Source organism: Streptomyces sp. NPDC015130 (assembly GCF_043080005.1).
Classification (GTDB): Bacteria; Actinomycetota; Actinomycetes; order Streptomycetales; family Streptomycetaceae; genus Streptomyces.
In genome coordinates, this window is record NZ_JBIBVC010000031.1 from 1 (window position 1) to 12,203 (window position 12,203).

The 12,203-nt window shown below is 72.2% G+C and carries 11 protein-coding genes; 2 read left to right on the forward strand and 9 right to left on the reverse strand.

Annotated features, from left to right (window positions below; genetic code table 11):
* Positions 1-362: 362 nt before the first annotated feature.
* Positions 363-1,370: a stage II sporulation protein M gene (locus tag ACF08F_RS37040; RefSeq protein ID WP_392302957.1), complete on the reverse strand. Its 1,008-nt coding sequence runs from the start codon at positions 1,368-1,370 to the stop codon at positions 363-365.
* Between the two features lie 109 nt (positions 1,371-1,479).
* On the opposite strand from ACF08F_RS37040, the gene ACF08F_RS37045 reads away from it, so the two are divergent.
* Positions 1,480-2,388: an RDD family protein gene (locus ACF08F_RS37045; RefSeq protein WP_392302958.1), complete on the forward strand. Its 909-nt coding sequence runs from the start codon at positions 1,480-1,482 to the stop codon at positions 2,386-2,388.
* A gap of 3 nt (positions 2,389-2,391) precedes the next feature.
* On the opposite strand, the gene ACF08F_RS37050 is transcribed toward ACF08F_RS37045, so the two are convergent.
* The 8 genes from ACF08F_RS37050 to ACF08F_RS37085 all read right to left on the reverse strand — a co-directional run bounded on the left by ACF08F_RS37050 (position 2,392) and on the right by ACF08F_RS37085 (position 11,457).
* Positions 2,392-3,006 (reverse strand): hypothetical protein, encoded by a 615-nt coding sequence (locus tag ACF08F_RS37050; protein ID WP_392302959.1) that lies wholly within the window; start codon positions 3,004-3,006, stop codon positions 2,392-2,394.
* Positions 3,007-3,163: 157 nt separating this feature from the next.
* Entirely contained in the window at positions 3,164-4,618 is a 1,455-nt protein-coding gene (gene ahcY, locus ACF08F_RS37055; RefSeq protein ID WP_392302960.1) for an adenosylhomocysteinase, read from the reverse strand.
* A gap of 380 nt (positions 4,619-4,998) precedes the next feature.
* Positions 4,999-5,964 carry a cation diffusion facilitator family transporter gene (locus tag ACF08F_RS37060; RefSeq protein WP_392302961.1) on the reverse strand — a complete coding sequence of 322 codons (966 nt, stop codon included), beginning with the start codon at positions 5,962-5,964 and terminating at the stop codon, positions 4,999-5,001.
* 66 nt (positions 5,965-6,030) lie between these two features.
* Positions 6,031-7,182, reverse strand: a complete 1,152-nt coding sequence (manA, locus tag ACF08F_RS37065; protein WP_392302962.1) for a mannose-6-phosphate isomerase, class I — start codon at positions 7,180-7,182, stop codon at positions 6,031-6,033.
* Positions 7,183-7,360: 178 nt separating this feature from the next.
* Entirely contained in the window at positions 7,361-8,515 is a 1,155-nt protein-coding gene (locus ACF08F_RS37070; RefSeq protein WP_392302963.1) for an SIS domain-containing protein, read from the reverse strand.
* Positions 8,516-9,252: 737 nt separating this feature from the next.
* Entirely contained in the window at positions 9,253-9,435 is a 183-nt protein-coding gene (locus tag ACF08F_RS37075) for a Trm112 family protein (RefSeq protein WP_030221689.1), read from the reverse strand.
* 117 nt (positions 9,436-9,552) lie between these two features.
* On the reverse strand, positions 9,553-10,920 hold the full coding sequence (locus ACF08F_RS37080) for a phosphomannomutase/phosphoglucomutase (RefSeq protein ID WP_392302964.1): 1,368 nt from the start codon (positions 10,918-10,920) through the stop codon (positions 9,553-9,555).
* A 102-nt stretch (positions 10,921-11,022) separates the two neighbouring features.
* Positions 11,023-11,457, reverse strand: a complete 435-nt coding sequence (locus tag ACF08F_RS37085) for a DUF3499 domain-containing protein (RefSeq protein ID WP_079037939.1) — start codon at positions 11,455-11,457, stop codon at positions 11,023-11,025.
* Between the two features lie 288 nt (positions 11,458-11,745).
* Between ACF08F_RS37085 and ACF08F_RS37090 the strand changes: the two genes are divergently transcribed.
* Positions 11,746-12,201 (forward strand): metallopeptidase family protein, encoded by a 456-nt coding sequence (locus ACF08F_RS37090; protein ID WP_392302965.1) that lies wholly within the window; start codon positions 11,746-11,748, stop codon positions 12,199-12,201.
* Positions 12,202-12,203: the final 2 nt, after the last annotated feature.

Consider the following 12,203-nt stretch of genomic DNA (forward strand, 5'->3'; position numbering starts at 1 on the left):
TTGTACTCACCCTCGCAGGCTTTCCTCCGGGCTTTTCCTTCGTTCCGAAGCCTATCAGATGTTTTCCATCCGATTTCCTCGGCGCTTTCCGGTCCGTTTTGCTTTCGCTCTGGGGCCTTTCAGCGGTTCCGACTTTATCAGAATCATTTCGGCCGACCTAATCGGCGGCTTTCGTGATTCGGATGAGAATCGGAGTGACTCCGTGGAATGAATTCCCGACCGGAGTGAGTGTGACTCTACTTGATCGCTGCCGAACTGTCCAGTTCCAGGCAACCGTTTGAATCTACCTCCCCACAGCCACCATGTCAATGGCTTTTGTGGGCACCGGAGGAGGTTAGCAGGTCAGCGGGGGCCTCCGCACATCAGGCGGCGGTGGGGAGGGCGGCGCTGCGGTCGGCTTCCTCGACGTCGCCGGTGGTGCCGGCTCGGGAGGCGCGGCCGCCCAGGATGTAGACGTAGGCGAGAAAGGCCAGCTCAGCGGCGATGCCGATGGTGATGCGGGCCCAGGTCGGCAGGCCGGAGGGGGTCACGAAACCTTCGATCAGGCCCGAGACGAAGAGGACGAGGGCCAGTCCGATGGCCATTCCGACGGCCGCGCGTCCTTGCTCCGCAAGTGCGGCGCGGCGGGTGGTGGGGCCCGGGTCGATGAGGGTCCAGCCGAGACGGAGGCCCGTGCCGGCCGCGACGAAGACGGCCGTCAGTTCGAGCAGGCCGTGGGGAAGGATCAGGCCCAGGAAGACGTCAAGGCGGCCCGCGGAGGACATCAGGCCGATGCCGACGCCGAGGTTCAGCATGTTGAGGAAGAGGATTCCCAGCACCGGGATGCCGAGGAAGGCGCCCAGGACCAGGCACATCGCTGCGGCCTGGGCGTTGTTCGTCCAGACCTGGGCCGCGAAGGACGCCGCCGGGTGGCTGGAGTAGTACGTCTCGTACTGGCCGCCGGGGCGGGTCATCTCGCGGAGGTCCACGGGGGCGCCTATGGAGGCCTGGACCTCCGGGTGCGTACCGATCCACCAGCCGATGAGGACGGCGAGGAGGGTCGAGAGCACCGCAGTGGGGATCCACCAGTGGCGGGAGCGGTAGACGGCCGCGGGGAAGCCGGCCGTGAGGAAGCGGGCCGCGTCGCGCCAGGAGGAGCGGCGGGTGCCGGTGACGGTCGCGCGGGCGCGGGCGACGAGCTGGGTCAGGCGGGCCGTGAGCTGGGGGTCCGGGGAGGTGGACCGGACGATGGAGAGGTGCGTGGCCGTGCGCTGGTAGAGGGAGACGAGTTCGTCAGCCTCGGCGCCCGTGAGCTTGCGGCCCCTGCGCAGGAGGTGGTCGAGGCGTTCCCACTCGGCGCGGTGGGCGGTGACGTAGACGTCGAGGTCCATGATCGGCTGCTGCTCCCGGCACTTGCTGCGGACAGGTCCGTACTACTGCGGCGCGCTGCGGGTCAGCTTGGCAGACTGGCGTTCGGACAGTCTTCGAGAGGTGGGCGCCGTGAGTGGGGTGGTGACGGGGGACGCCGTCGTGCTGGGTCTGCAGCCGGCGCGGCTGCCGAGCCGGGCGTTGGCGGTGCTCATCGATCTCGCCGTCGTGTGGATCGTCTATCTGCTGGTCCTGCTCGGGCTCGCTCTCGCGACGGCGTCCTTGGACGAGGCCGCGACGACGGCCCTGTCGATCGCCAGTTTCCTGCTGGTGCTCGTGGGGGCGCCGATCGCGGTGGAGACCCTGACGCACGGGCGGTCGCTGGGGAAGCTGGCCTGTGGGCTGCGGGTCGTGCGGGACGACGGGGGGCCGATCCGGTTCCGGCACGCGCTGGTGCGGGGGGCCATGGGGGTCGTGGAGATCCTGATGACCTTCGGGGTCGTCGCGTGCATCGCCTCGCTCGTGTCCGAGCGGGGGCGGCGGCTCGGCGACGTGTTCGCCGGGACCCTCGTCGTGCGGGAGCGCGTGCCCGCTGCGCGGGCTCTTGCGGTGCCTCCGCCGCCGCCGTGGCTCGTGGGGCGGTTCGCCGGGCTCGATCTGTCGGCCGTGCCAGAGAGGTTGTGGCTGGAGATACGTCAGTACCTGACGCGGGCTCGTGAGCTGGACCCGTTCGTGGGGCGGCGGCTCGCCGAGCGGCTCGCCGACGAGCTCGTCGCGCTGACCGGGGCGCCTCCGCCGCCGGGGGTGCCTGCCGACGCCTATCTCGCGGGGGTCGTCGCCGAGCGGCAGGCTCGGGACTCCCGGCGGGCGCTCTCCGCGGTGGCGGAGGGGCCGGGTGTCGCTCCCGTTGTGCCTGGTGTTGCCGGTGTTTCGAGTGCGTCTGCTGTTCCTGCTGTTCCCGCTTCGGTGGTCCTGCCGCCCGAGGTGCCGGGTGGTGGGGAGGGCGGGGCTCGGGCCACCGGGTTCGCTCCTCCCGCCTGACGGTCAGGGGAAGACCGAGGGCGGTGTCTCCAGGGCTTCGAGTTCGATGCCGGGGGCCGCGAGGACCACGTCGCCCGCGATGTGGACGGTGTGCCGCTCCCCCGTGTCCAGGGCGCTGACCTGGTATTCGTCCACGATCAGGGGGCCGTTGTCAGTGGCGTGCGCTTCACTCTTCAACAGGGCCCAGGACTGGTCGACCGTGAGGGGGGCGAGCACCGGATCCGTGAAGGCGACGAGCCTGACGCGGGTCTCGGGGGAATCGGGGGTGAGACGCAGGAGTCGCGTGATCGCGACGAGGAACGCCGGGGACGTGCCGGTGAAGGCGTGGGCGCGCACATTGCCTTCGGTGGCGTGGGTTCCGGTGGGGTCCGTGCGGACCCAGGTGACGCCGTCCAGGGCCGCGCCGCGGACCTGCCAGCTCGCGGCGTTGAGTTCGAGGCGGATGGGGCGGCCCAGTTCGTCGACGGCCAGGTCGACGGAGCCGAGGTGGTCGCCGGAGGGGGTGACGGTCTGGGAGACGTAGCGCCAGCCGGAGGGTCCGGGGGCGCAGTGGAAGTGCTCTTCACCGAGGGGGGTGTGGTCGTGCGGGTCATGGAGCGAATATCGGCCGCGGGGCATGGGTCGGTCCTCGGGAGGCGGTGCTTCCGGGTGCGGTAGCGGGGGCGGAGTCGGAACGGGGCAGGCCCCCGGCACGGGGGTGCGGGGGCCTGCCTGAATCCTCTACGGGTGTCCGGGACGGCGTCGCGTCAGTGCGCGGGCGCCGCCGGCCGGGGCATCAGTAGCGGTAGTGGTCCGGCTTGAAGGGACCGTCGACCTCGACGCCGATGTAGGCGGCCTGCTCGGGGCGGAGGGTCGTGAGCTTGACGCCGAGGGCGTCGAGGTGGAGGCGGGCGACCTTCTCGTCCAGGTGCTTCGGGAGCGTGTAGACGTCGGTCGGGTACTCCTCCGGCTTCGTGAAGAGCTCGATCTGGGCCAGGGTCTGGTCCGCGAAGGAGTTCGACATGACGAAGGAGGGGTGGCCGGTCGCGTTGCCGAGGTTCAGCAGACGGCCCTCGGAGAGGACGATCAGGACCTTGCCGTCGGGGTAGGTCCAGGTGTGGACCTGCGGCTTGACCTCGTCCTTGACGATGCCCGTGGTGGTGGCGAGGCCGGCCATGTCGATCTCGTTGTCGAAGTGGCCGATGTTGCCGACGATGGCCTGGTGCTTCATCTTGGCCATGTCGGCGGCCATGATGATGTCCTTGTTGCCGGTCGTGGTGATGAAGATGTCGGCGGTCTCGACGACCTCGTCCAGGGTCGTGACCTGGTAGCCGTCCATCGCCGCCTGGAGCGCGCAGATCGGGTCGATCTCGGTGATGATGACGCGCGCGCCCTGGCCGCGGAGGGACTCGGCGCAGCCCTTGCCGACGTCGCCGTAGCCGCAGACGACCGCCGTCTTGCCGCCGATGAGGACGTCGGTGGCGCGGTTGATGCCGTCGATCAGGGAGTGGCGGCAGCCGTACTTGTTGTCGAACTTCGACTTCGTCACGGCGTCGTTCACGTTGATCGCCGGGAAGAGCAGCGCGCCCTCGCGGTGCATCTCGTACAGGCGGTGGACGCCCGTCGTCGTCTCCTCGGTCACGCCGCGGATCTCGGACGCGAGCTGGGTCCACTTCTGCGGGGACTCGGTGAGGGTGCGGTTGAGGAGACGGAGGATGTGGCCGTACTCCTCGCTGTCCGCGGTGGCCGGGTCCGGGGCGGAGCCGGCCTTCTCGAACTCGACGCCCTTGTGGACGAGGAGGGTGGCGTCACCACCGTCGTCGAGGATCATGTTCGGGCCGCCGGTGGGCGTGTTCGGCCAGGTCAGGGCCTGCTCCGTGCACCACCAGTACTCCTCCAGGGTCTCGCCCTTCCAGGCGAAGACCGGGACGCCCTGGGGGTTCTCCGGGGTGCCGTTCGGGCCGACGGCGATGGCCGCGGCGGCGTGGTCCTGGGTGGAGAAGATGTTGCAGGAGGCCCAGCGGACCTCGGCGCCGAGGGCGACGAGCGTCTCGATGAGGACGGCGGTCTGCACGGTCATGTGCAGGGAGCCGGTGACGCGGGCGCCGGCGAGCGGCTGCTGCTCGGCGTACTCGCGGCGGATCGACATCAGGCCGGGCATCTCGTGCTCGGCGAGGGTGATCTCCTTGCGGCCGAAGGCGGCCAGGGAGAGGTCGGCGACCTTGAAGTCCTGGTGGGCGGCAGTCGTCATGACTGTGCTGCTCCTCGAGTGAATCGGGTGCGAGGGTCGGTTGAAGGCGCAGGGCACCACGGCAGGTCCCTGGGCACAGGAATGCCCGGGGTTCCACGGTGCCGTCGTCGGAGGCCCTCTCTCCCTCGGCCGGTCCGCTGGACCGCCCGACCGCCATCAGCAGCGACGTCTGGCTGATCTCGAATCTACACCGACAGATGGGGCGGTCCACAGTCCGCGTCGAGGCCAGTTCAGGCCGGTTCATGTCACTTCTGGCCAGTCGCGGCCTGTTCTGGCCTGATCCACTCGATGAGGCGTACGCATGCGTCGGGCCCCCGGGACCTGGAGGTCGCGGGGGCCCGGTGGTGGGCGGCGGGCCTCGCAGGCCGCGCCGTGGTGCGTCAGTGGGCGGAGCCGCCCGGCGCCTTGGCCGGGTTCTCGCCCGCCGAGGCCGCGGTCTCGCTGTAGATGTCCGGCTCCAGGTAGATCACCCGGGCGATCGGGACCGCTGCGCGGATGCGCTCCTCCGCCGCGTTGATCGCGTTGGCCACCTCGGTCGCGGTGTCGTCGTGGCTGACCGCGATCTTGGCCGCGACGAGCAGCTCCTCGGGGCCCAGGTGGAGGGTGCGCATGTGGATGAGGCGGGTGACGGTGTCGCCGTCGACGACCGCCGCCTCGATCTTCTTGACGTCGTCGACGCCCGCGGACTCACCGAGGAGCAGCGACTTGGTCTCGGCCGCGAGCACGATCGCGATCAGGATGAGCAGGACGCCGATGCAGAGGGTGCCGATGCCGTCCCAGACGCCGTTCCCGGTGGCGAGGGCGAGACCGACGCCGCCGAGGGCGAGCACGAGGCCGACGAGGGCGCCGAGGTCCTCGAGCAGGACGACGGGGAGCTCGGGGGCCTTCGCGCGGCGGACGAACTCCGTCCAGGAGAGGCCGCCGCGGACCTCGTTGGACTCCTTGATGGCCGTACGGAAGGAGAAGGACTCGGCGATGATCGCGAAGACGAGGACGCCGACCGGCCAGTACCAGGCCTCGATCTCGTGCGGGTCGTGGATCTTCTCGTAGCCCTCGTAGATGGCGAACATGCCACCGACGGAGAAGAGCACGATGGAGACGAGGAAGGCGTAGATGTAGCGCTCACGGCCGTAGCCGAAGGGGTGCTGCGGGGTCGCCTCGCGCTGGGCCTTCTTGCCGCCGAGGAGCAGCAGGCCCTGGTTGCCGGAGTCGGCGAGCGAGTGGACGCTCTCCGCGAGCATCGAGGACGACCCACTGAAGAGGTACGCCACGAACTTGGCTACGGCGATCGCGAGGTTGGCTGCGAGTGCCGCCACGATCGCCTTGGTTCCGCCTGACGCGCTCATGGGTGTACGAGGTCCCTTCGTCGATGCTCCGGCACTGTCGCCGCGGTTCGGCCGGTCATTCTCGCATCAGGCCACGACGGTGGCGCGAAACACCGTGCCCGCACCGGACAGTTCGGTCTTCTCGCCCGCGGGGACGAAGACGGACTCCCCGGGGGCGAGGGTGATTTCGCCCGCCTTGGGGCGGCCCGCGACGGAGAGCAGGATCTGCGGGGTCGGGGCGGTGACGTCGGTCGGGGACGCGCCTTCGGGCCGGACGAAGCGGGACAGGCGGAACTCGTCGATCGGGGTGTCGTAGACCTCCTCCCCGGAGGGGGAGGCCTCGGGGCGCAGGACGTTGGGGTCGTTCGACTCGAAGCGGACGACGCGGAGAAGTTCGGCGACGTCGACGTGCTTGGGGGTGAGGCCGCAGCGCAGCACGTTGTCGGAGTTGGCCATGATCTCGACGCCCATGCCGTCGAAGTAGGCGTGCGGTACGCCCGCGCCCAGGTAGAGCGCCTCGCCCGGCTGGAGCGTGACGTGGTTGAGGAGCATGGCGGCGATGACGCCGGGGTCGCCCGGGAAGTGGTGGGCGAGGTTCGCGAACGGGGTGTGGTGGCCGCCCAGGCGGTCCGCGGCGGCCGCTGCCTCGGCGACGGTGTGCGCCATCTCCTCGCGGTCGGCCGTCAGGAGGGCCGTCAGGACCTCGCGGAGCGCCGCCTCCTCGGGGTGGGCGTGGAGGAGGTCCACGTACGGCTTGAGGGAGTCGACGCCGAGCTCCGCGATGAGGTCGGCGGCCGCGGTGGGGGCACGGAAACCGCACAGTCCCTCGAAGGGGGTGAGGGCGCAGATCAGTTCGGGCTTGTGGTTGGCGTCCTTGTAGGTGCGGTGCGGGGCGTCGACGGGGATGCCGGCCGCCTCCTCGGCCGCGAAGCCGGCGCGGGCCTGGTCGAGGTCGGGGTGGACCTGGAGGGAGAGCGGGGCGCCCGCCGCGAGCACCTTGAGCAGGAAGGGGAGGCGCGGGCCGAACTTCTCGACCGCCGGCGTCCCCAGTTCGCGTACGGGATCGGCGTCGACGATCTCGTTGAGCGGGCCGCGCTCGGTGCGGGAGGGGGCGCCGGGGTGGGCGCCCATCCACATCTCGGCCTGCGGTTCGCCGGTGGGGGCGACGCCGAGGAGTTCGGGGATGGCCGTCGGGGATCCCCAGGCGTAGGGGCGGACGGTGTTGACGAGGCGGTCCATGGTGCCTGCCAGCTCCTCGGAGTCGTGACGGATGGTGAGGGGTGTCGGATGACAGGTGACAGGGGGCGGGTGACGGGTGGGTGACGGGACGGGGTGCCGGGTGGTGACGGGGTGATGGACGCGGCGGGTGGGGGTGAGGTTGCGGGGGAGGTGGGTGGTGCGTGGTGCGGTGGGAGCGTCAGTGGGTGCCGTGGTCCGGGCGGCCGGGGGTCGCCAGGGCGAGGTAGACGGCGGCGAAGTCGGTCACCGCGAGCAGTTCGGCGAGGGTTTCGAGGTCGCCGCCCTCCTCCGGTTCGAGTTCGCTGATCGCCGTCTCGTGGCCGAGGGCCAGTTCCCGCGCGGCGGGGGCCGCGGTCAGCCCGCCCGTCCTGTCGCGCAGGAGGACGACCCGCGCGCGGAGCGCCTGTGACTCCTCCACCCGGTCGCGGAAGAAGTCGTCGGGGTCCGCGCCGGCCGCGTAGTCGCCGGCGAGGAGCACGCCGTGCGCGGGCAGGGCCTCCGGGAGTTCCGCGGCGAGCGCGGGCAGGCCCGCGAGCTCGGCCAGGACGCTCGCGAAGCGGCGGCCGGCTGGGCCCGCGGCGTTGCCCTCGGTCCAGATCAGCGGAAGCGAGTCGGCCAGTTCGGCCGCGAGCGTCTTGGCCGGGTTGCTGTACGTGGCGATGGCCGGGCCGCAGCGTTCGGCCGTCCGGTCGAGGCGGTCGGCGACCTTCTCCAGGGCCTCCGGCGGCGCGTCGACCAGACCGACGCGGTCGAGGAGGGCCAGCAGCGGGGTGAACAGGGCCCACAGGGCGCCGGGGCTCGCCGCGAGGCTCTCCGCGTACTCGTCGGGCGACTCGTTCGGCGCGGTGGCCATCGGGACGAACAGGCCGTGCGAGCCTCCGACGGACTCGGCGAGCGGGGAGGCCTTGGGGGCGACGGCGACGACCGTGATCCCGCGGCGGTACGCCTGCTCGGCGAGGAGCGCGAGGCCGGGTTCCGAGCCGTCCGTGGTGGGCAGCAGGAGCAGGTCGACCGAGCCCGCCCAGCCGGGCAGGGCCCAGCGCAGGGCGCCCGCGGCGGGCGCGACGCCGGTCGGCTGGAGCCGTACGACGGGGGCGGAGGCTCCCGCGAGGGCGCCGATCAGGTCCGCGACGCCCGCGGCCGCCGTGCCGGGGCCCGCCACGAGGACCGCGCGGGGGCGGCCCTCCGGGCGCAGATCGGCGATGCCCGCCTCGCTGGCGTGGCGGGCGGCCGTGCGTACCCGGGCTCCTGCTTCGGCTGCGCCGCGCAGGAGGCCGCGGCGGTCGGCCAGGGCGAGGGCGTCCGGTGCGTCGAGGAGGGTCTCGTCGAGCATGTGGCGGTGCCTCCCGGGTGGGTGCGGGGTGTCTGTGGGTGGGTGGTTCCTGGTGGTGCGGGGGTGCCGGGTGGTGCGGGGGTGCCTCGTGGTGCGGGGGTGCCGGGTGGTGCGGGGGTGCCTGGTGCGGGGGTGCCTGCGGTGGTCTTCGGTCGCACGCCCGGCCTTCGGCGGGCTTCGGGTGTGCCCGGGCGCCGCGCCGGGTGTCCTGCGGGGAGGACGGGGGCGCTTGCCCTCCCGGGGGTGGTTGACCTCCCGGGGGTGGTCGGTCTCCCCCGGGTGCTTCCCGTCCCGCGGGCCGTGTCCGCCGTCGGTGGCGGAGGCTCGTGGGGAGGGGTGCGGGGCGGGCCGGACGGCGTCGTCGGGCTGTGGGCCGCCTCGGCCGGCCGACGGGGCGTGCCGTGCTGTCCGGTGCCGCGGGTGGTGCCGGTGCGCTCTGTCCGTCGCGGGGCGGGGATCGTGCGGCGGGGCGCCGGATGCTCCGGGGCGGGCGGCCGGTGGAGGGCCGGCGCGGGGCGGTCCGGAGGGGTCGGTGTGCCCGGGTGTGCCGGGCGGGGCCTCGGCTCGCCGGGTCCGCGGGCGGGGTGGCCGTCGCGGGGTGTCACCCGGCTCGGGCGGCCGGTCGACGCGCCGAAGCGCCCCTGGCGGCGCCGCCCCTCGGGGTGCGACGCCTTCGTCGCGGCCCCGGGGCGTGCTCGGCCGGGTGTCAGGGGGCTCGGGGCGGGGAGCACCGTGGCTCAGGCCGGGCGGCGGGCCTCGTCGGTGAGGAGGACGGGGATGCCGTCGCGGACGGGGTACGCGAGGCCGCAGTCCGTGCCGGTGCAGACCAGTTCGGGGGTCTCGTCCGCCGTGCGGTCGTTCAGCGGAGCGTGGCACGCGGGGCAGGCCAGGATCTCCAGGAGGCCGGCTTCGAGCGGCATGGGGTGTCCCTTCGAACAAACGGTGGTGGTGCTGCCCTTCGGGCCAGGTCAGCCTACCGCCGGGGGACGGGGGGCGCGGCTCGGTGGCCGGTCCCTCCGTCTCCCGGCGGAGTGATGTCAGCCGGTCGCGCGGACCAGGGCCAGGACCTCGTCGCGGATCTTGGTCATGGTGGCCTCGTCGCGGGCCTCGACGTTGAGGCGGAGCAGCGGCTCGGTGTTGGAGGCGCGGAGGTTGAACCACCAGTCGGCGGAGGTGACGGTGAGGCCGTCGAGCTCGTCGAAGGTGACCCCGTCGGCGGCGGCGTACGTCGCCCTGACCTTCGCCGTGCTGGCCGCCTGGTCGGCGACCGTGGAGTTGATCTCGCCGGAGGAGGCGTAGCGGTCGTAGACGGAGACCAGGTCGGACAGGGTGCCCTCCTGGCCGCCGAGGGCCGCGAGGACGTGGAGCGCGGCGAGCATGCCCGTGTCCGCGTTCCAGAAGTCCTTGAAGTAGTAGTGCGCGGAGTGCTCGCCGCCGAAGATCGCGCCCGTCTTCGCCATCTCCTCCTTGATGAAGGAGTGGCCGACGCGGGTGCGGACGGGGGCGCCGCCGTTCTCGCGGACGACCTCGGGGACGGACCAGGAGGTGATCAGGTTGTGGATGATCGTTCCGCCGGGGTTCTTGGCGAGCTCGCGGGCGGCGACGAGGGCCGTGATCGCGGACGGGGAGACCGGCTCGCCGCGCTCGTCGACGACGAAGCAGCGGTCGGCGTCGCCGTCGAAGGCGAGGCCGAGGTCGGCGCCCTCGGCGAGGACGCGGGCCTGGAGGTCGACGATGTTCTTCGGGTCGAGGGGGTTGGCCTCGTGGTTCGGGAAGGTGCCGTCGAGCTCGAAGTACATGGGGACGGTGTCGAGCGGGAGGCCCGCGAAGACGGTGGGGACGGTGTGGCCGCCCATGCCGTTGCCCGCGTCGACGACGACCTTCAGCGGGCGGATAGCGGTGAGGTCGACCAGGCCCTTGAGGTGGGCGGCGTAGTCGTCGAGGGTCTCGCGCTCGGTGACGGTGCCGGGGGTGGCGGCGGCCTCGGGGGCGCCGGTCTCGGTCCACTCCTCGGCGAGGGCGCGGATGTCGGCGAGGCCGGTGTCCTGGCCGACGGGGGCGGCGCCGGCGCGGCACATCTTGATGCCGTTGTACTGGGCCGGGTTGTGGGAGGCCGTGAACATCGCGCCCGGCAGGCCGAGGCTGCCCGAGGCGAAGTACAGCTGGTCGGTGGAGCAGAGCCCGATGAGGGTGACGTCGGCGCCGAGGCGGGCCGCGCCGCGCGCGAAGGCGGCCGAGAGGCCGGGCGACGAGGGGCGCATGTCGTGGCCGACGACGATCGCGTCCGCGTCCGTCACCCGTACGAAGGCTGCGCCGAAGAGCTCGGCGAGCTTCTCGTCCCACTGGTCGGGTACCACTCCGCGGACGTCGTACGCCTTCACGATCTGCGACAGATCGGCAGTCACGGATCCACCCTCCTGAGTTCTCGGCACGCGTGTGCGGCGCGTGTAGGAACGCCAAAACTACCCGGAGCGGATCGGGGGTACGCGGACGGTGGCCGGTTGGTGTCAGTTGTCGGGCGAACGGAGCACTCTGAGGTGCCCGCGGCGGCCGACCTCCATGGGGTCTCCGCCCCGGCCTCCGCCGCCCTTGCCGCCGGCCTCGGCCGCACGCTCGTGGGGGCGGGCCGCTTCCCGTACCGCGTTGGCCAGGGCTTCGAGGTCGTCGCCGCTGGGGCGGGCGGGGGCGGAACCGTCGGTGAGCCGCACCACCTCCCAGCCGCGGGGCGCGGTGAGGCGCTCACTGTGCTCGGCGCACAGGTCGTAGCAGTGGGGCTCGGCGTAGGTGGCGAGCGGGCCGAGGACCGCAGTCGAGTCGGCATAGACGTACGTCAGTGTCGCGACGGCAGGGCGGCCGCACGCGGTGCGCGAACAGCGACGTACAGGGCTCACGACGTTGGACGGTACCGCACTCTTGACCGGGCCGCGACGACTCTCCCTCAGGTCACTCCCCCGTGTCGCACTGTGACCTCCGACACGCCCGTCCGTGTCGCGGCTGCGCTGACCTGCGCGGGAGGGGGCGTACGGCGGTGGGGGCAGGAGGGGATCCGGACAGCCGGGGATACAAATCCGGTCAACCACGGCCAGATGGCCGATCGCGACACGCGGTCGATTCAGGCGTGCGGACGGCCGGAATGTTCAGGTTTCGACAGGAGGGGTGGTCGCGCGGGAAAACCTGGCGAGGATCCGCCACGGTGCGGAAACACCTCGGAGGGTTACGCTGCGTCAGTGATGGACAGTCCTGTGCCGCCGAACTCCTCGCCCCCTTCCACGGAGCCCCCGGCGGAGCCTCGGGTCCGCCGCCGCGACCGTCACGGGCGCGGGATGCGGGGGCCCGTCGCCCCGCCCCAGGTGCCGCTCTCCACGAGCCGGGCGGACACCTTCCGCGATCTGGTGCTGGACTCGGTCGAACGCCTCGAACGGCACTGGCCGCAGCTGGCCGACATCGAGTTCCTCGTGATGGAGGTGCCGCCGGCCGTCTCGGAGGAGACCGTGCCGCTCGGCGGTTCGGCGCCGGCCGAGAAGGGCGAGCCGGCCCGGGTCGTCGTCTACCGGCGGCCCGTGGAGCTCCGGTCGAAGAGCCGCGACGAGCGCGCGCTCCTCGTCCACGAGGTGGTCGTGGAGCAGGTCGCCGAGCTCCTCGGGCTCTCCCCCGAGTCGGTCGACCCCCGGTACGGGCAGGACTGAGA

Bases quoted from the DNA above. Each gene is read 5' to 3' on its own strand.
- ACF08F_RS37040 (WP_392302957.1), bottom strand. From the start codon at position 1,370: ATGGACCTCGACGTCTACGTCACCGCCCACCGCGCCGAGTGGGAACGC.
- ACF08F_RS37050 (WP_392302959.1), bottom strand. From the start codon at position 3,006: ATGCCCCGCGGCCGATATTCGCTCCATGACCCGCACGACCACACCCCC.
- ahcY (WP_392302960.1), bottom strand. From the start codon at position 4,618: ATGACGACTGCCGCCCACCAGGACTTCAAGGTCGCCGACCTCTCCCTG.
- ACF08F_RS37060 (WP_392302961.1), bottom strand. From the start codon at position 5,964: ATGAGCGCGTCAGGCGGAACCAAGGCGATCGTGGCGGCACTCGCAGCC.
- manA (WP_392302962.1), bottom strand. From the start codon at position 7,182: ATGGACCGCCTCGTCAACACCGTCCGCCCCTACGCCTGGGGATCCCCG.
- ACF08F_RS37070 (WP_392302963.1), bottom strand. From the start codon at position 8,515: ATGCTCGACGAGACCCTCCTCGACGCACCGGACGCCCTCGCCCTGGCC.
- ACF08F_RS37075 (WP_030221689.1), bottom strand. From the start codon at position 9,435: ATGCCGCTCGAAGCCGGCCTCCTGGAGATCCTGGCCTGCCCCGCGTGC.
- ACF08F_RS37090 (WP_392302965.1), top strand. From the start codon at position 11,746: ATGGACAGTCCTGTGCCGCCGAACTCCTCGCCCCCTTCCACGGAGCCC.